Source organism: Desulforhopalus sp. IMCC35007, assembly GCF_005116575.1.
In the GTDB taxonomy this organism is placed as follows: Bacteria; Desulfobacterota; Desulfobulbia; order Desulfobulbales; family Desulfocapsaceae; genus Desulforhopalus_A.
Map to the genome: position 1 here is coordinate 113845 of NZ_SWCN01000011.1, position 19298 is coordinate 133142.

General features: G+C 49.1%; 11 protein-coding genes. 7 read left to right on the top strand and 4 right to left on the bottom strand.

The features are described 5' to 3' along the window. The first annotated feature begins 193 nt into the window (after window positions 1–193). Window positions 194–1003: an XdhC family protein gene (locus FCL48_RS13190; RefSeq protein ID WP_136872751.1), complete on the top strand. Its 810-nt coding sequence runs from the start codon at window positions 194–196 to the stop codon at window positions 1001–1003. Window positions 1004–1115: 112 nt separating this feature from the next. Here FCL48_RS13190 and pyk read toward each other — a convergent pair whose 3' ends face one another. Further along, on the bottom strand, window positions 1116–2912 hold the full coding sequence (gene pyk / locus FCL48_RS13195; RefSeq protein WP_136872752.1) for a pyruvate kinase: 1797 nt from the start codon (window positions 2910–2912) through the stop codon (window positions 1116–1118). Window positions 2913–3955: 1043 nt separating this feature from the next. Between pyk and FCL48_RS13200 the strand changes: the two genes are divergently transcribed. The 6 genes from FCL48_RS13200 (at window position 3956) to FCL48_RS13225 (ending at window position 14273) form a co-directional block, all read left to right on the top strand. Continuing rightward, complete coding sequence (locus FCL48_RS13200; protein ID WP_136872753.1) at window positions 3956–4771, top strand: transglutaminase family protein; 816 nt, start codon at window positions 3956–3958, stop codon at window positions 4769–4771. 111 nt (window positions 4772–4882) lie between these two features. Continuing rightward, a complete protein-coding gene (locus tag FCL48_RS13205; protein ID WP_136872754.1) occupies window positions 4883–6337 on the top strand; it encodes a circularly permuted type 2 ATP-grasp protein in 1455 nt (484 codons plus the stop codon). A 1-nt stretch (window position 6338) separates the two neighbouring features. Beyond that, complete coding sequence (locus FCL48_RS13210; protein WP_136872755.1) at window positions 6339–7313, top strand: alpha-E domain-containing protein; 975 nt, start codon at window positions 6339–6341, stop codon at window positions 7311–7313. A 173-nt stretch (window positions 7314–7486) separates the two neighbouring features. Next, a complete protein-coding gene (locus FCL48_RS13215) occupies window positions 7487–10804 on the top strand; it encodes a DUF2126 domain-containing protein (RefSeq protein ID WP_136872756.1) in 3318 nt (1105 codons plus the stop codon). A gap of 71 nt (window positions 10805–10875) precedes the next feature. Then, the gene (locus FCL48_RS13220) at window positions 10876–13395 is read left to right on the top strand and encodes a circularly permuted type 2 ATP-grasp protein (protein ID WP_136872757.1); all 2520 of its coding nucleotides are present in this window, start codon (window positions 10876–10878) and stop codon (window positions 13393–13395) included. Beyond that, window positions 13392–14273, top strand: a complete 882-nt coding sequence (locus FCL48_RS13225; protein ID WP_136872758.1) for a transglutaminase family protein — start codon at window positions 13392–13394, stop codon at window positions 14271–14273. Before FCL48_RS13220 ends, FCL48_RS13225 begins: the two co-directional genes overlap by 4 nt. A 171-nt stretch (window positions 14274–14444) precedes the next feature. On the opposite strand, the gene FCL48_RS13230 is transcribed toward FCL48_RS13225, so the two are convergent. The 3 genes from FCL48_RS13230 to aroC all read right to left on the bottom strand — a co-directional run bounded on the left by FCL48_RS13230 (window position 14445) and on the right by aroC (window position 19140). Then, window positions 14445–15338, bottom strand: coding sequence for a DMT family transporter (locus FCL48_RS13230; RefSeq protein ID WP_136872759.1), 894 nt, complete (start codon window positions 15336–15338; stop codon window positions 14445–14447). Window positions 15339–15582: 244 nt separating this feature from the next. Continuing rightward, the gene (locus tag FCL48_RS13235) at window positions 15583–17661 is read right to left on the bottom strand and encodes a chloride channel protein (protein WP_136872760.1); all 2079 of its coding nucleotides are present in this window, start codon (window positions 17659–17661) and stop codon (window positions 15583–15585) included. Between the two features lie 387 nt (window positions 17662–18048). Further along, a complete protein-coding gene (aroC, locus tag FCL48_RS13240; RefSeq protein WP_136872761.1) occupies window positions 18049–19140 on the bottom strand; it encodes a chorismate synthase in 1092 nt (363 codons plus the stop codon). Window positions 19141–19298 lie beyond the last annotated feature (158 nt).

Here is a 19298-nt window from a genome sequence, read left to right on the forward strand (position 1 = left end):
CGAAACCACTTCTCACTCTAATCGCCCGAAGATACGAATTGACTTTATCACTATCACTTCTTTCTAGCAATCGATTGTGGTAGAGTGTCTGCAAGATATCACAACACAAGTATGCTGTATTATGTGATCTTTTGATAGAAAGAAGACTCTCTGGCCGATGTTGGCCTTATTGAAATAGAGAACGAGAAAAGACATGGAAAAAACAGTCGTAGATGCTCTGGCAAAAAAAGTCGCAGCAGGAGAACCCGTTGCCCTGGTTTCTGTAATCAGTAACAGTGGCTCATCACCCGCCAAGTGTGGGGCGATGATGCTTGTAGATGGCAAGGGTGAAACCTGCGGCACCGTAGGTGGTGGAAGCCTCGAACACCAGGTAGTGGCAGAAGCGGGTGAATGTATCAGGCTAGGGGTGAGTAAAGAAATCGACTACTCTCTCACAGAAAGTGGCGGACTTGGGATGACCTGTGGGGGCAGGGTCCACTTTTTAATCAAGGTGTTTTCTTCCCAGCCACGCCTCATCATTGTCGGTGGCGGTCATGTTGGGATGGAGCTATATAAGCAGGGACTTTTGCAGGGCTACCGTGTTGAAATCTTAGATGATAGAGAGACGATCGCCACAAAAGAAAGGTTCCCCGAGGCTGCACATATCGTCTGCGGCGATCCTGTGACGGAACTTGCAGGCTATCCCCTTGCTGACAACTGCTTTGTCACCATCGCCACCCACTCCCATGATCTGGATAAATTGGCCCTTGCTGCGGTGGCGGAGTCCGATGCTGCCTATATTGGGATGATCGGCAGCAGTAAAAAGATCAGGACCACCATTGACTATCTTCTGGCACAAGGTATTGCCCGTGAGAAAATAGAGAAACTCTTCACCCCAATGGGGCTGAACGTGGCGACCATCGAGCCCAAAGAAATAGCCGTTGCCATTATAAGTGAGATCCTGCTGATGAAAAACAATGGCTCACCGGAACATATGAAGGTGGTAAAGAAGGTCAAAATTTAAGGCCACCTTAATTCAAGATGGCAGGCAAAAGTTTTACAAAGCCTGCCAGAGAACAGCTACTTGTCTTGACTCTTCTGAGATGGTTTTGGCCAGTAGCTGCTGGCAGGCAAGATCAGACCTCAGTTTTGGGGACAACCATGATCTGTAGGGCTCCGTTCTGGTTCATGCCGGATTTAGTGCGCCGTGGGCCTTCCACCACGGAAATCAGGTCACCTTCCCGTATGATCCCAAATTGCAGGGCCATCTTTATCCCGCGTAGAACTGTCTGATCCCGGTCGAGATCCTCTTTGATAATCAAGGGAATAATATTTTTATACAGGGTTGCGTGTCGTGCAACTTTTAAGGATTTTGTCACCAGGATGGAAGGAATGGTTCTGCTCCATTTTGACAGGGCTGGATAAAGGGTTCCCGTGGCATCAAGGAGCAGGGTGGCCGCTGAGTTTTTAAATCCGGAAACGGCTGTCAAGACCGGGTTGGACAGATTTTCTTCCATCAGGGATTCGAGTTGCTCCGGGTCCATTTTGGCATAATGTTCTTCTTCCGAGATGATGGCCGCCATGGTTCGGACAACATTGACAGGATCAACGCCTGTTGCGGTTTCCTGGGAAAGCATGACTGCATCGGTACCCTCGCCTATGGCGGTGCTTACGTCTGTTACCTCGGCACGGCTCGGCCTTGAGTTGGTGGTCATCGAGTCGAGCATCTGGGTTGCCGTGATGACAGGTGTGTTCATCTGCCAGCAGAGGCGGATGATCTCCTGCTGGATTCTTGGAACCCTGGGGGCAGGAAGCTCCACCCCCATATCGCCCCGGGCAATCATGATCCCATCAGAAACCTCGATAATCTCCCGGATATTGTTGACCGCTTCCGGTTTTTCGATTTTGGCGATCACCCGGATATCCCTTTTACCCGACTTCCTGATAAACTCTTTTATGCTCCTGATTTCTTCTGCAGTGCGGACAAAGGAAAGGGCCACATAATCGACGGAATGTTCAAGACCCCAGTCGAGGTCAAGCCAATCCTTTTCGGTAACGCTGGGGAGAGAGAGTAAGGTGCCCGGCAGGTTCATTCCTTTTGACGACTTGAGGACACCTCCAACCATGATCTCGCAGATCACCTCAGCGTCTCCTGTCTCGATAACCTTCAGTTCGAGCAGGCCGTCATCGAGGAGGATCGGCTCTCCCACCTCAAGGTCATCAATTATTTCGGGGGTTATGGTGGAGATGCGGGCAGAAGTACCCAGGACCTGAGTTTTTTGGATGGATATTTTCTTACCCGCAGTCAGCGTAATCTGTCCGCCTTCCATTTCACCGGTGCGGATTTTAGGGCCACAGAGATCCTGAAGAACTGCTATGGGCCGATTCCAGGATTTTTCGGCAAGGCGGATGGCAGAAAGGGTTTCGCCATGTTGACTGTGACTGCCGTGGGAGAAGTTGAGCCGCGCAACATCCATTCCTGCGACGATCATTTTGCCTATTGTGTCCACGTTGTCACAGGCAGGGCCGATGGTACAGACAATTCTCGCTTTCTTGCTTATCCCCTGATACTTCTGCCGTTGTACTTTTCCAAGGAGCGTGAAGAGAGTGTTGAAGTCCAAGGGTTTAGCCAGCACGGCCAGCACGTTGTGTTTTTTACTGAGGCGCTCTACAACCGCCGGATCTTTTTCGGAAGAAGAGACAATGATAATAGGAAGATGGGGGCAGACAACCTGCATGGCCTCAATAAACTTAAATCCATCCCAGTGGGGCATCTCGATGTCGCTGACAATTACATCATAACTTTTACTGGTGGCGAGCTGAAAACCCTGTTGGCCATTGTCCACGGCATCTACCTTGTAGCCCTCTTTTTCGAGGCGTTTTTTGGTAAGGAGTTGTACGGCAGGGGAGTCTTCGAGTAGTAATATCTGCATGGTATCTAGACCTCTTTGGCTGAGATTGACCTGATCAGCAAATGCTCATATTAAAGGATGTGTGAAATAAACTCCACCTGGCACATGATAATGGCTGCTGGCATTGGCAGTCACCGGATGTAGAGTTTGGGTATGATTACTGATAAGTGTATCACCTTTTCATTGTTACAAAAAAGTAAAATCCTGAAATCAGCGTAAAAACAAGGTACAGGTGGCTAAGAAAATAACACACCACTATAGGTAGTTGTGGGAAGTAGATGTGGCTGTAGCGCTTTTCCTGGGCCTGGTTTCCTTGTCTGGCGGGCCAATGGCTTGAGGTACTGACAGAAACAGACAGGCAATACCAGAAAAAGTACGGGTGTTTATTGGGCAAATTATTGTGCGGCCAAAGAATATGAAGAACCAGCGGGAAGCAGAAGCCTACTTGAGCGAGGCTAAAAAAATCAGGAATATCCGTTCCGGCTACAGACGTAGAGGAAATTGCCCGCCGTCAACTTGAGTGACGCAGTCTGGCGTTTTTTCCCGTTGATGTTCGAGCCGTTTTATTCAATACACAGCGCTGTGCCCTGTCGGCTTGCCAGGCAATCTGTTCATTTTTCAACAGATTATTGAAAACTTGTCACTGAGGCTCAATTTTCGAATGTGTGGTGGCAAAAATGTGTTCACCACAAGGAGCACTCTTATTTGGCCAAAGTACAAAGAGATAACTGGATGTGGATTTCGCTATGCTAGTACTGTAGGGGATTACAGACGGTTGGATATTCAATTCCGTAAGAATAGTTCTTAGAAAAATTACATTAATGTGTTAAAGTGACGAAACTGGTGAGTTGAAAAGTCAATGGTGGATTATGTCGTAACAATTACTTTTCAGCGAAAAGTTCGCCTCTCCAAGAAGAATAACCGGTTGTTTTATAACTGTGCAGTTGAATTCTATTTTTTTGCAAATTGGCACATATTTCGCTCTAAAAATTACTCTGGTTTCCGTGGTTCGGTGCTTCGGTAGACGCGCCCTGACTGACGGTTCATTTACGAAGTGTTGACTTATGCAATTACAAACGAATTGTGAGCTAAAGTTTGAACTCCCTGGATCGACACCTTTTGTTTTTATGTTGAGGCCTCGCAGCGGTGCTCAACAATGGGTTTCCAGTGAAGATTATTCGCTTTCGGATGTCCTTCAATTATCTGAATTTACCGATAATTTTGGAAATCTTTGTCAGAGGCTTGTAGCCCCCAAGGGTGACTTTTCAATCTCCACCAGGGCCAGAGTGACCGTGCCCGATACTATTGACAGAGAGCCACGGGGCCAATTTGTTGAGATACAAAATCTCCCCGATTCTGTTCTCTGTTATCTGCTTCCCAGCAGATATTGTGAGTCAGAACATTTCAGTCAAATGGCAACAGAGATAACAGCGGGGGCGTTCTGGGGATTTGACCAGGTGGCAGCCATAGAAGCCTGGGTAAGAAACAATATTCGCTATCAACAGGGTGAGGGCGATACTTTAGTTTCCGCACGCGAAGTCAATGTGAGGCAGTGGGGAGTGTGTCGAGATCTTGCCCACCTTGGAATAGCACTTTGTCGCAGTTTGACTATCCCCGCCCGGCTGGTTGTGGGCTATTTGCATAAGCTGCATCCCATGGATTTGCACGCATGGTTTGAGGCCTATGTAGCAGGGCGCTGGTTTACCTTTGATCCAACACAGGCAGTGTTAAGAGGAGGGTATGTTGTGCTTGGCTATGGACGGGATGCCGCTGATGTTGCTGTCTATAACCAATATGGTCCAGCCGTTTATCCAACGGTTAACCGAGTGTCAGTTGAGTGTGTTGATGCAAACATGAAACCTTTTTGTGTCAATGATTGAGGCATAATTGAGGAGAATTAAAGAGCTGTAGTGAACAAGCCTGTAGAACAGAGGAACATGGCACTGCAGGTTTGCAGCAAAAATAATTATTTCCGAAAAAAGTGAGGCCAGATGGAAACATTTACAACGTATGACCCAGAAGGATTTTATGACGAACTCGTCGATGAAAATGGCAAGCCACGTCCGGGAGTAGAGTTGCTTGTTGATAAAATAGAATCTCTGCCTGATGGTGACCTTGATAGGCGTCAGAAGGAGGCAGAGGCCCTGTTATTAAAGATGGGAATCACTTTTAATGTATACGGACAGGATCAGGGTACAGAAAAGATTTTTCCGTTTGATCTCATTCCCCGAATTATTTCCGATGACGACTGGCAGCCAATAGAAGCCGGCCTTAAACAACGCATCTTTGCCCTCAATGAATTCCTGCAAGACATCTATAACGACCAAAAGATTCTAAAAGATAAGGTGGTGCCCAAGGACCTCATTCTCAGCAGTAAAACCTACAGAAAAGAGTGTGTAGGATTTACCCCGCCCAAAAAAATCTGGTGTCACGTCACGGGTACCGATCTTATTCGCGGGGCTGATGGGTGTTTTTATGTACTTGAAGATAATTTACGCTGTCCCTCAGGTGTCTCCTATGTACTTGAGAATCGGCAGGTGCTCAAACGGACATTCCCCTATGTTTTTGAGAAATCGAAGGTCCGTGCAGTCGATGAATACCCAGGCAAGTTACTCGATATGCTGGAGTATCTGGCCCCGGATGGGGTGGATTCTCCGACCATTGGTGTGCTGACCCCCGGTATTTACAACAGTGCCTATTTCGAGCATTCGTTTTTATCCCAGCAGATGGGAGTGGAGCTGGTAGAAGGGCGAGACCTCGTCGTCTCTGATGGCTATGTGCATATGCTGACCACCAAGGGACTCAAGCGTGTTGATGTCCTTTACAGGCGGATCGATGATGATTTTATCGATCCCTCCGTCTTTCGTCCTGATTCTCTTCTTGGTGTAAAAGGACTGATTGATGTTTATCGGGACGGGAAAATTGCCATGGCCAATGCACCGGGAACCGGGATTGCCGATGATAAAGCGGTTTATGCCTATGTGCCAAAAATAATAAAATATTATACCGGGGAAGAGCCAATTCTACCCAATGTTCCCACCTATATCTGTCAGGAAAAAGCTGACCGGGATTACGTGCTGGATCATCTTTCTGAACTGGTTGTAAAAGCTGCAAATGAGTCGGGTGGTTATGGAATGCTGATTGGCCCCCACTCTACAAAAAAAGAACAACAGACATTTGCCAAATTGATTTTGGCTGAGCCGCGCAACTACATTGCCCAGCCGACTATTTCACTCTCCCGGGTTCCCACCATCATTGGAGACCGCCTTGAAGGCCGTCACGTTGATCTGAGACCCTACATAATATTTGGCGAAGATATTTATGTGCAGCCGGGTGGACTGACGCGGGTTGCCCTGAAAAAAGGATCTTTGGTCGTTAACTCGTCGCAGGGGGGTGGAAGTAAGGATACCTGGGTTTTGGCACCTGGTGAGAAGGAGGAGAACTGAAATGCTGAGTCGTGTTGCGAATTCAATCTATTGGATGTGTCGGTATATCGAACGTGCAGAAAATGTAGCCAGGTTCATTGATGTGAACCTTAACCTGCTCCTCGACATGCCTGCGGACGAAAAAGAACAGTGGTCTCCACTGATTATGACCACAGGAGACCAGGAAATTTATGAAAAAACCGAACAGAACTACACCCAGGAGGAGGTTATCTGGTTTCTCACCTTTGACAGGACCTATCCCAACTCTATTTTAAGCTGTGTTTCTGCAGCGAGAGAGAATGCGCGTTCGATCAGAGAGATCATCTCTTCAGAAATGTGGGAGCATCTGAATAATTTTTATCTGGAGCTGATTAAAGAAGACGCAATTAAAATGGCTATTCATGATCCAAATCGCTTCTTTAAAATTGTGAAGATGCGCAGTCATCTCCTGACAGGTTTACTGGACTCGACCATGAGCCATGGAGAGGCATGGAATTTTGCTCGCATAGGTATGATGGTTGAACGCGCGGACAAGACATCACGAATCCTTGATGTTAAATATTTTATGCTCCTGCCCGAAGCCAGTCTGGTCAATGCCCCAATTGATAATATCCAATGGATATCAGTGCTCAGGTCAGCCAGTGCTTTTGAAATGTACAGAAAGGAGTTCCACCGTATCACACCTCAGAATGTTGCAAATTTTCTGATTTTTAATAGATTATTTCCACGCTCTATCTATCATTGTCTCTCCAAGGCGCAGGTCTGTCTGCACCGGATAACCGGCTCCCCCATTGGGGCGTCGACAAGTCCTGCAGAAAAAAGACTCGGTCGTCTCATGGCAGATCTTGAGTATACCGATATACATGAAGTTATTGATTCTGGTCTCCATGAGTTTCTCGACAGTCTGCAGACAAAGCTCAACCTCTTAGGGGGAGATATTGGCACCACGTTTTTTAATATTCGCCCCTTGACGGATACGGTAAAAAGTGAACAATAACAGATATGGGCGGAATTGATGCAGGGCGGGAGTTTTCAGGCACCCGACATCACTGCATTTACGCACTCATTAGCTTGGCTGGACCAGGTGGGTTCAGCCACAACGAACAACAGAAGCTATGCCAGCAGTAAACAGCCTGTCTGTTTATAGACTTTTGTGTAAAGGACTTGCCCGTGGGAATACATATAGCACTGCACCATAAGACCTTCTATAATTACGACCGATTAATAAATCTTGGACCTCATATTGTCCGGCTAAGACCCGCACCCCATTGCCGGACACCTATTTTGAGCTATTCGATGCGGGTGACTCCCCCTGACCATTTTATCAACTGGCAGCAGGACCCCTTTAGTAACTATCTCGGCAGGCTTGTGTTTCCCGAAAAAACCAAAGAGTTCAGCGTTGAGATCGATCTTGTCGCCGACATGATTATCATCAATCCTTTTGATTATTTCCTGGAGCCGGATGCCGAGGAGTACCCTTTTACCTATGAAAGTAAATTGCGCCACGAGCTTCGGCCCTATCTGATCAAACGAAGACTTGGCAAGCGTTTTACAGACTATGTTAAGGAAGTCGATGTGACCCCGAGGCGCACCATTGATTTTCTGGTCGAGCTGAATATGAAGCTCAGCAGGGATATCAGTTATCTTATCCGGCTGGAACCCAATGTGCAGACCTGTGATCAGACACTTACCTTCAGAAGTGGCTCCTGTAGAGATTCTGCCTGGCTGCTTGTTAATATTTTGAGGTCTTTTGGGCTCGCAGCCCGATTTGTATCAGGCTACCTGGTGCAGCTGAAGCAGGATGTTAAATCCCTCGACGGTCCATCCGGTGCGGAAGAAGATTTCACGGACCTCCATGCCTGGACAGAGGTCTATGTTCCCGGTGCGGGGTGGATCGGAATGGATCCGACCTCCGGGCTTTTTGCAGGAGAAGGGCATATCCCACTTGCCTGTTCACCCGAACCGCAAAGTGCCGCGCCCATAACCGGAGCACTTGATGCGTGTGAGGTTGAGTTCGGCCATGTTATGTCGGTCAAACGAATACTTGAAGCTCCACGCTCAACCCGGCCATATCCTGAACCTGTCTGGGAGGACATTGTCGCTCTTGGCGACCAGGTTGATGAAGAATTGGTCCAGGGTGATGTGCGCCTCAGCATGGGTGGAGAGCCGACCTTTGTCTCCATTGACGATATGGAGGGGGCGCAGTGGAACACCGAGGCGCTCGGGGAAGAAAAACTGATTCTCTCAGAACAGCTCCTGCGGAAAATTTGGAAACAATGGGGCCCCGGTGGCTTTCTCCACTATGGTCAGGGAAAATGGTACCCCGGTGAGTCGCTCCCCAGATGGGCTCTTGGCTGCTATTGGCGTAAAGACGGGCAAGCTGTCTGGCACAATGACAAATTGATGGCCGATGTTTCAAAAGATTATGGTTTTGGCATCAGTGAGGCGGAAACCTTTATCAAGACCCTGACTGATGTTCTCGGGGTGAGTAAAGAATATGTCATTGAAAGCTATGAGGATATTCTTCACAATCTGCTCAAGGAACAGAGTCTGCCCGTCAATATAAGTCCAACAGATCCAATGCTTGATGACCCTGAAGAAAGACAGCGTATGATTCGGGCCTTTCGGCGTGGTCTCGGGGCTGTGGTTGGTTATGTACTGCCTCTGCAGTATGGCTCGTGGAAAAGTGGACCGTGGAAATTTAGAAGTGAGCATATGTATCTTTTGCCGGGTGATTCTCCGGCAGGGCTTCGCCTTCCGCTGGATTCTCTGCCATGGGTAGCCCCTGAGGACCTGCCATCGAGTGATCCCTTAGATCCGATGGTCGAAAGAAAAGACTTGCCCGATCTTCACGATAAGCAGAGTCTCCATTCTAAAAAAGATGCAGCACCATCTAAAAAAGAGGAGCGCTCACAACCGCAGCCCGGTCCACTGGAGGATCCGCAACCGGTTATGGGGAAATCCGCTGCCTGGCTGGTGCGAACGGCACTGTGTGTGCAGCCTCGTGAGGGACGGTTGTATGTGTTCATGCCACCAATTACGAGTCTGGAAGGGTATCTGGAATTGGTTCACTGCATTGAACTGACTGCGGAAAAAACCGGCTTTCCTGTTGTGATAGAAGGGTATTCTCCGCCTTCTGACCACCGCCTGGAGAGCCTTAAGGTGACCCCTGATCCTGGAGTGATTGAAGTTAATATCCAGCCAATGCACAGTTGGAGGGAGATGGTGGATTGCACAACCACCCTGTATGACCTTGCCCGGGAAACACGGCTAGGTACAGAAAAATTTATGATTGATGGGCGTCACACCGGTACGGGTGGCGGGAACCATATCGTTATTGGTGGAGCGACCCCTGCGGATAGTCCGTTTTTGCGCCGCCCTGACCTGCTGCGCAGTTTTATCACCTTCTGGAACAATCATCCCTCCCTGTCGTTTTTGTTTTCCGGTCTCTTTATGGGGCCGACAAGTCAACAGCCACGGATTGATGAAGCACGGCATGACAGCCTCTACGAGCTGGAGATTGCCTTTGCAGAGCAGGATCGTCAGACCAGTGGAAACAACCCTTGTCCTCCGTGGCTTGTGGACAGGTTGTATCGTCACCTGCTTGTCGATGTCTCGGGAAATACCCATAGGGCGGAATTTTGTATAGATAAGCTGTATTCACCCGACAGCTCCAGTGGCCGTCTCGGCCTGCTCGAATTTCGGGCTTTTGAGATGCCACCCCATGCGCGTATGAGTCTTGCCCAGCAGTTGCTGTTACGCACCTTTGTAAGCTGGTTCTGGAAAACCCCCTACCGCCAGGAGTTGGTGCGCTGGGGCAGCAGCCTGCATGACCGCTTTATGCTTCCGCAGCTGGTAAAAGATGATTTTGCCGATGTCTTGAAAATCCTCAATCGTGCAGGCTATGCATTTACAATGGATTTTTTCCATCCGCATTTCGAGTTTCGTTTTCCAATTTACGGAAAAGTGCAGTTTCAGGGAATGGAGATCGAATTGCGCCAGGCCCTTGAGCCATGGCATGTTTTAGGCGAGGAGCCCGGAGGTGGTGGAACTGCCCGCTACGTTGATTCTTCCGTTGAACGGTTGCAGGTAAAAGTCTCTGGGATGACTGGGGAACGTTATATTGTTGTCTGTAATGGTCGGCGCGTTCCGTTAAAACCAACCCTGGAAGAAGGGGTCTTTGTCGCAGGGGTGCGTTACCGTGCATGGCAGCCGCCTTCCTGTCTGCATCCGACCATTGGCATACATGCACCTCTGTTCTTTGACCTTTTTGACACCTGGTCGAAGAGGGCGGTTGGAGGGTGTGCCTACTATGTTGGACACCCCGGTGGTCGGAGCTACGAGATCTTCCCTGTGAATTCTTATGAGGCTGAGGGGCGCCGTAATTCAAGATTTATTCCTGGAGGACATACTCCGGATGAGAGTCCTTTCATACCTGCAGCCGAAATGAACAGGTATTTTCCATATACACTTGATTTGCGAACTTGAAGTGAGTATGAAGCTATCAGCGGGGATAATGACGTCCTCGCTGATTCTGAATTCTGATCGATACACACTGTATGACTGACAATGTCCTGAGTAGTGCCATTCCCTCTTTGGAAAAGACCCCTACGATTTTCGATTCCATCGCTTGTCCTCAAGGTGCATATTGCGAAGCTTTTGCAAGTCCGGGTGTTCCGAGATTTCAATGGCAGAGCCTGCTGGAAAATCTGGGCCAGCGGGGGGCCGCTACTCTGGTGCTCGACTATGAGCGGGCAAGCCGGATGCGCCATGAAGATGGCGCCACGATAAATCCCTTTGGTGATCTGACAGAACAGAAGACCTCCTGGGCTCTAGATATGATTCCTTTCCCTATTTCTTCCAAAGAGTGGGATGGAATCGAGGTAGCGGTCATCCAGCGAGCCTGCCTGATGGAGAGAATTCTTGCAGATACCTATGGCCCTCAAACCCTTTTAAAAAACGGTAAAATTGACTCCCGGCTGATTTTCGCCAATCCCAACTTCCTCCACGGTTGTCACGGGATATCGCCACCGGGAAATCGTTTTCTTACCTTTTATGCCGTCGATATATATCGCAGTGCAGACGGGCAGTTCAAGGTACTTCGGGACCATGGAGCCAACCCTGCAGGGCTAGGTTATGCTCTGGAGAACAGAATTGTCATGTCCCGCCTCTACTCTAGCCTCTATCATAAGACCCAGATCCGCCGTCTCGCTCCATTTTTTCAGCTTTTTCACCGATCTCTTATTCAACGCTCATCGCTGAGAAAAGACAACCCCGGTATTGTCTTTTTTACTCCCGGCCCGGACAATCCAATCTACTTTGAACATGCACTGCTTTCCCGTTACCTCGGCTATCCGCTTGTGGAAGGTCAGGATCTTACAGTTCGTAACGGTAAAGTTTTCTTAAAAAAACTGGCCGGCCTGGAACCCGTTGAGGCTATTTTTCGGCAGGTTGGTGATCATGACAGCGACCCTTTTGCCCTGCGCAGAGCAACATCGCTTGGGGTGGCGGGCCTTATTCAGGCCTGTCGGGAGCAAAATGTTGATATTGTCAATCCCATTGGCAGTGGTTTTATTGAAACTGCTGCATTGCAGAATTTTCTACCTGCACTTTGCAGAGAACTCCTAGGGACAGAGCTACTTCTGGGAAATCATCCGACCTGGTGGGGGGGACAGGCTGAAGGGCTTCATTATATTCTTGCGAATCTCAATCAACTGCGGATCTCTTTGGCGATGACCGGTGAAGCACAGATTGATCCGTCGGTCGATCTGTATGCAGCTATCAAGGCTTCACCTGCACAGTATCTGGCATCTTCCCCCGTGGCACCGGGAGTGACACCCTCCTGGAATGGTAAGGGCGTGTCAGCGAGCAATACCATTTTGCGGGTTTTTGCCTGTGCCACCGAACAAGGTTTTTCGGTTATGCCCGGCGGGCTCGCAATAGCGGCCGAAAATACGGCAGCCCTCCTCGAAGATAATCCGGAAAGGCAAAAGAGTAAGGATATCTGGGTGCTTTCAGATGAGCCGGTGGAAATGTTTAGCATGATGTCCGGCCTTACCGCTATTCCTACCTTCAAACGGAGCGGCGATTTACCCAACCGGGTGGCAGACAATCTGCTTTGGCTTGGCAGGTATCTGGAAAGGGCGGAAGGGCTGATACGACTGCTGCGTGCGGTTTTTAAACGTTTATCCGGTGAAGCGAGCCCTGAAGAAGTATCTGACCTTCAATTTTTGCTCAACATTCTTCAGAGTAAAAATATTATTCCAAAATCCGCCGACGGTGCAGAGGCTTTTTCTCTGGAAGTGTTGCAGCATCTCAAGAATGCCCTGTATCGTAGAGACCGGGCGGAGAGTATCTTCTCTATTTTAAATCGAGTTCAGCAAACAGCCCATAACGTGCGGGATCGTCTTTCTCTGGATTCTATCCATGTAATTAACCGGATGGAAAATTTCAGGGAGAATACGCCTCTTGAACCTCTGGAAATGCTCGATCAGACCTTGTTCACCCTCAGTGCTTTCAGTGGACTTGCAATGGAGAGTATGACCCGTGGCATCGGCTGGAGTTTTCTTGATATGGGAAGGAGAATTGAGCGGGCCCTTAATCAGACGGTGCTTATCCGTATAGGTCTTCCCCTTGCTTGTAATGACTCTCACAATACCCTTCAAGCCCTGCTGGAGGTTTCAGACAGCCTTATGACCTATAGAGCAAGATACCGCTCGGCCTATCAACTGGCACCTGTTCTGGATCTTCTTCTTGCCGATGAAGGCAATCCGAAGTCCCTTGTTTTTCAATTCAATCAACTTGCCGGTCATGTCGAACATCTTCCCCATCAGGAAGAACGACGTTTTGCAAGCAGAGAAGAGCGCATCGCTCTGGAAATGCAAACCGAGTTACGGCTCCTTGATTTGTCGACCATTCATTGTGGAGAGGATATTTCAGAAATCACATCTCTGGTGGAATTTCTCACCCTTACAGAGGCACGTCTTAAAGAGTTTGCACAGCAGGTCAGTGCCCACTATTTGACGAGGGTGCCTTCTACTCCACACTATGCCATGATAAACACTTCGCCCTCCTTATGATTTACCGTGTCACACACAATACGGGCTATAAGTACTCTTTACCTGCCTCTCTTTCACAGAATGAACTGTTTTTATTCCCTCGAAACACGCCCTCTCAGGAAGTCATTGAAAGCAGGTTGATCATAGACCCTCAACCGCAGTATCTCCATAGCCGGACAGACTATTTCGGTAATACTGCCCATGTGTTTATGGTACAGCATCCTCACGATGCACTTGCTATTTCTGTGACAAGTCTGGTGAAAACCTCAAAACCTGTTGTTCCAGCTCCTTGTAACACAATGCCATGGGAGAAGGTGGTACAGAGACTGATCTCACCGGCGGGACCTCTAGACCTGGATGCGCAGCAGTTTGTTTTCTCAAGCCCTCTGGTGTCCTATGATTCTGATTTTGTAAATTATGTGCGGCCTTCATTTTCTTCCGACACCCCTGTGCTCGTCGGAGCAGCGGATCTGGTCCAACGAATATTCAGAGAGTTTGCCTATGACAAGTTGGCCAGCAATGTTGAGACGACAGTCAAGCAGGTTTTAAGCAACCGCAAAGGTGTTTGTCAGGATTTTGCCCTGGTGGCCATCAGTTGTCTGAGATCGCTTGGGCTGGCGGCACGCTATGTCAGCGGCTATCTTGAGACCTTTCCTCCACCGGGAAAACCAAAACTGGTTGGCTCGGATGCTTCCCATGCCTGGATTTCTGTTTATATTCCCGACTTTGGCTGGGTGGATCTGGACCCGACAAATAACCTGATAGCCAACGAAACCTACATTACGGTTGCCTGGGGACGTGATTACGGAGATGTCTCACCTGTCAAGGGAGTTGTGATGGGAGGAGGGCTTCATGTGTTGTCGGTAATGGTGGATGTCTCTGCTCAGAAAGAGCAGTAAGTCATGTCATGGCGGGGAGTAGTCTCAGGAGAGTAATTGAAGCTGGAGTAAGTTGGGCGGCACTGCTATAGTCCCGGTCTTGCTGGTATGATTCAGGGTACCCCTCGTCCCGGTTTTTATAAAAAGCCCAGTGTTTTTCCCTTCAGTACAGGTGGATAGTTTTACTTATTCTTACGCTCTCAGTTTTTTCGCTTTGAAATTTGTCAGTGAAACTCCCGTGAGGATGAGCAGCCCACCTGCAATGACAATCGGTTTTATTGCTTCGCCGAGAATTAGCCAGGAGAGCAGCACCGAGAATACCGGGACGAGGTTGATGAAGATACCTGTCCTTGCGGCGCCGATCTTTTGAATAGCCCTGTAATACAAAGAAAAGCCCAGGGCTGTGCCACCTATCCCGAGAAAAGCCAGACTGAGCCAGCTTGTCCTGGAAATATCCACAATATCGAAAATATGGCCCTGTTGCACTGCAGGAATTGCAAGGAGTATTGTGCCGATAATGGAAGAATAGCATACCGAGGTAAGGGGACTCATGGTTTTGAGCACCTGACGCCCGACAAGTGAGTAGGTCGTCCAGCTGGCAACGCAGCCGAGAAGGGCCTTTTCGCCAGGGCCGAAACCGCCGGTGAGGAGTCGTTGCGGGTGTCCGTTGCTAATGACCAGGATCGCCCCGCTCAGACAGAGAAACACACCGGCCATTTTATAGGAAGTCAGTCGTTCTTTCAAAAAAACTGCTGCAAAAATCGTAATTGCAAGCGGAGTTGAGGCGATGATGAGAGCTGCACGGCCGGCGGTTATATGTTGCAGTCCAAAGAAAAAACAGACATTGTAGGCAAAAATTCCGGTCAACCCTAATAACAGCAGGGGCAGCCAGCATTTCAGCGGAGGGATGGAGAGTTTTTTCTCTGTCAGAATCACAACGGGTATGAGTGCGGCAGAGGCGATAAAAAACCGGATAAATGCAGAATCAACAGGGGTAACATGGCCGGCGAGAACTCTGCCGGCGATAAACGTACCTCCCCAGAGCAGCATGGTGAGTACTAGGGAAAAATAGGTTCGAATGAGCATTGGCGTGTTCACCGGTGATGTTGAGGCTATGGAATGAATGTCAGCGGGCAGTTATTGTCTTGAGGTCACCTTGAAAATTGCCAAGCTGCCCAACTTCATCGGTGTGTTCAGAATAGTATCCTCGGAGGTCAGCATGTACTCCGATATCAATTGTATGCCTGTGGTAAAATCCCTCAAACAACTTGAAATTGAATACATTTTCGTATTTTCAAGGTAGCCTTTAAACGTGCACGTCGACCCTGCATTATATACGACAGGTGTTCAACATGTCTTTTATGCCCTCGATATCTTTGAGTCTACCGTATACGGTAATGACATCACCGGTTTTCAGGGTGGTTGATCCTCGTGGGATTATCATCTGGCCGCCGCGCCGGATGGAAACCATATTGATGGTGTCCGGCAGTGACAGATCTTTGACCAGGGCCTCATTGCAGGTGTCTTCATTTTTTAGGACAAACTCCACATAACCGTTTTCTTTTGCCTGGCGGAGTTCCACCTGGTGTTCGACGATCTGTCCCCGCTGTTTCCGCACAATTCCAACGTCGTAAGCCCTCAGGATATCGCTTCTGCTGATCAGACCGCAGAGGGTCTTGGTGCCGTCCCTTGATACTACAGGAAGACGGGCGAGATCCCGTGGCGACATCTTTTGAATTGCAAGCCAGATAGGTTCATCGGGGAAGACGGTGATCGGATCCTCAACGCAGAGATCAGCAACGGTAAGTCCTTTGGAACTGAAATTTTCTTCTGACTGGACACGGTGCACGTCCTGGAGAGTGACGATGCCCCAGAGCTTGTTGTTGTCTCCAAGAACAGGAAAGCCAAGAAGATTATTTTCCTGAAAAAGGGCCATAAGTTCAGAAAATGAGCTGTCTTTATGGATCGTGACAGGTTTATTTTTCATCACCTCACTGACCTTGACACCCTGCATAATATCCATGTCACGTCCTTCTGAAAAACGGACGCCGCGTTTAGCAAGTTTCATGGTATAGATGGATTCCGGATGCAGCCATTGAGAGAAATAGCTTGCGGTGACTCCGGCGACCATGAGGGGTAAAATCATGAAGTAATCATTGCTCATCTCAAAAACGATGAGCATGGCGGTAAGCGGTGCACGTGCGGTTGCAGAAAAAAGTGCAGCCATACCAACGAGGGCAAAGGCTCCGGTATTGCCATTTATGGCGGGAAACCAGTAGCTGAAAAGATGGCCCATGGCGCCCCCGAGCATCGCTCCGGTGAAAAGAGATGGGGCAAAGACACCTCCGGAATTGCCTGAACCAAGGGTCATGGATGTTGCTATGGGTTTGAGAAAAATCAGTATTACAAGAATCCATAGTGATGCATTGCCCTGGATTGCAGCTTCTATAAACGGGAAACCGGAACCATACATGTGGGGAATCGGAGTGTCGAGGCCCGTCCCATGGGCTGCTGATCCTACCGGGAAACTGAGGTTCGGCAGGTTCATATATGCCAGTCCGAGAATCCCAAGCAAAAGGCCACCGACTGCAGGTTTGAAGATTTGCGGAAACTTCCAGTTATCAAAGAGGTCTTCCGAGAAATTCAGCATCCTCATGAACATAATTCCAACTATAGCTGCGGTCAGACCGAGAATCAGGTAGAGAATAATCTCATAAGGACTGTTGAGGCTGTAGGTGGGTACCTGGAAGGCAAATTTGTCGCCGATAATAGAGCGGCTGACGACTGAGGCGGAAACGGCGGCAATCACCACGTTTCCAAAGGCCCGCATCTGCAGACCGCACATCAACACCTCTATGGCAAAGGCGACACCGGCAATTGGGGCGTTAAAGGTTGCTGCAATTCCCGCTGCGGCGCCGCAGGCGACCAGATTTCTGATCCGTTCATCGGAAAGCCGTAACACCTGTCCAAGAGAGGAGCCAAGAGCGGCTCCCACCTGGATGATCGGGCCCTCCCGGCCTGCAGAACCACCGGTACCAATGCAGAGTGCCGAGGCCATGATCTTGGCTGCGGCAACCCTCGCCCTTATACGCCCTCCCCGAAGGATGAGGGCCTGCATAACTTCAGGTACACCGTGGCCTTTGGCCTCCTGGGCCATGAGGATCAATGGCCCTACGAGCAGGCCGCCGATTACGGGCGCAACGACGTAGACCCATTTGCCGAGAAATGGGACCCATTCAGAAAAGTTACCGTAGGCAACATCCTGGATTGCAAAAATAAGTTTTACAAAAAATACCGAGGCAGCCCCGGTTGTTGCCCCGACTATGACGCTTAAAATAAGTAAAAGAAGTCCTTCTGGTGGCGAAAATCGATCGAGGTACCAACTGAGAGTGGGCCGTTTCGGAGTCATATCGTGGGTCCGTCGGGGAAAATAATTATCTTCAAAAAACTGCTCGGTAAACCCTTATGTTGCAACAGCGCAGCCTGATGTTTGAGTTGAAAGCAGTTAAAGACGCAATTGGCACGCCAAGCCACCTAAAATAGCGTTTTGGGCTGCGATATTCAAGGAAAATGTAAATTAGTAATTTTAATTTACTTGACAAGAAGGGAATTAATGCACGGATCGGCATAAATGTTTCGTACCCTGCAGATTTTTATTTTTTGACAGGGGCCAATCTATCTCAAGGTAGGTAGCTATGGGTATCGGTTAAGTGACAGGGGCGGAGAGACATTGAAAAGACTCCCCTCAGCTGTGCGAGGGGAGAACAGTCATTGGCTTACTGGCGGTTAGCCGGCGTTAATATTGCAATGCCTTGCGGGCTTCCTGGCGAAACGCCATGTCAAGAATGACCAGGGCCGCCATACCTTCCACAATGGGAATTGCTCTTGGAACAACACATGGATCATGGCGTCCCTTCGCCTCTAGTATTGCACTTTCTCCTTTAAAATCAACAGTTTTTTGGGGGAGCGATATGGTGGCCGGAGGCTTGAAGCCTATGCGCAGGGTGATATTTTCACCGTTTGAGATCCCTCCCTGAATTCCACCGGAGTTGTTTGTCAGAGTGCCGATTTTGCCCTCTTTGACGGTGAAGGGATCGTTATGCTGGGAGCCTCGCTGTCTCGTTCCTGCAAAACCGGACCCTATTTCAAAGGCCTTGGTTGCAGGGATTGCGAGCATTGCCTGGGCAAGTTTAGCTTCGAGTTTTTCAAAGGTGGGTTCTCCAAGGCCGATGGGAACATTGCGGATAACACAGGAGACAACCCCACCGACAGAATCTCCAGCTTCTTTGAGTTCTGCGACGAGTTTTTCCATTTTGGCCGCAGCCTCATGATCGGGACAGCGGATAATATTCTGGTCAACGATATCTCTTGTCAGGGTAGATCCATCAATTCCCTGAGCGTCAATGTCGCCCACGCTGCTGACCCAGCCAACGATTTCAACGCCGTATTTTTCTTTTAGAACCTTAGCCGCGATGGCTCCTGATGCCACAGTACCGATGGTCTCACGGGCACTGGACCTGCCACCGCCCGAGGATGCCCGTGTACCATATTTCATCTGATAGGTATAGTCGGCATGGGAGGGACGCGGAATATCGCGCATATTGCCATAGTCTTTGGGGCGCTGGTCCTTGTTGGCGACCTGCAGGCCGATTGGAGTACCGAGGGTTTTACCGTTTTCAGTACCGGAAAGGATGACCACCTGATCGGCCTCCTGCCTGTCGGTTGACAGAGCACTCTGGCCTGGCCGCCTTCTTGTTAACTGCGGCTGGATATCTTCTTCAGTAAGAGAAAGGCCCGGAGGGCAGCCATCCACAATGACTCCGACCGCCTTGCAGTGGGATTCTCCAAAGGTTGTGACTCGAAACAGACTACCAAAACTACTCGACATGGTTACCGACTCCTCGTTATCTGTGATGGGAGAGAACAGATCTTCCTGTGTGCTCAGAGCCCTATCGTTTATTTGATGTTGGATAAACTCCAGTACATTGTGTTGTTACAAACCATCTTATCATGTGTATGAAAGCCGTATTTGTAAAGTTAGTCTTC

Bases quoted from the DNA above. Each gene is read 5' to 3' on its own strand.
- FCL48_RS13205 (WP_136872754.1), top strand. From the start codon at position 4,883: ATGGAAACATTTACAACGTATGACCCAGAAGGATTTTATGACGAACTC.
- FCL48_RS13225 (WP_136872758.1), top strand. From the start codon at position 13,392: ATGATTTACCGTGTCACACACAATACGGGCTATAAGTACTCTTTACCT.
- aroC (WP_136872761.1), bottom strand. From the start codon at position 19,140: ATGTCGAGTAGTTTTGGTAGTCTGTTTCGAGTCACAACCTTTGGAGAA.
- FCL48_RS13200 (WP_136872753.1), top strand. From the start codon at position 3,956: ATGCAATTACAAACGAATTGTGAGCTAAAGTTTGAACTCCCTGGATCG.
- FCL48_RS13190 (WP_136872751.1), top strand. From the start codon at position 194: ATGGAAAAAACAGTCGTAGATGCTCTGGCAAAAAAAGTCGCAGCAGGA.
- FCL48_RS13220 (WP_136872757.1), top strand. From the start codon at position 10,876: ATGACTGACAATGTCCTGAGTAGTGCCATTCCCTCTTTGGAAAAGACC.
- FCL48_RS13235 (WP_136872760.1), bottom strand. From the start codon at position 17,661: ATGACTCCGAAACGGCCCACTCTCAGTTGGTACCTCGATCGATTTTCG.
- pyk (WP_136872752.1), bottom strand. From the start codon at position 2,912: ATGCAGATATTACTACTCGAAGACTCCCCTGCCGTACAACTCCTTACC.
- FCL48_RS13210 (WP_136872755.1), top strand. From the start codon at position 6,339: ATGCTGAGTCGTGTTGCGAATTCAATCTATTGGATGTGTCGGTATATC.
- FCL48_RS13230 (WP_136872759.1), bottom strand. From the start codon at position 15,338: ATGCTCATTCGAACCTATTTTTCCCTAGTACTCACCATGCTGCTCTGG.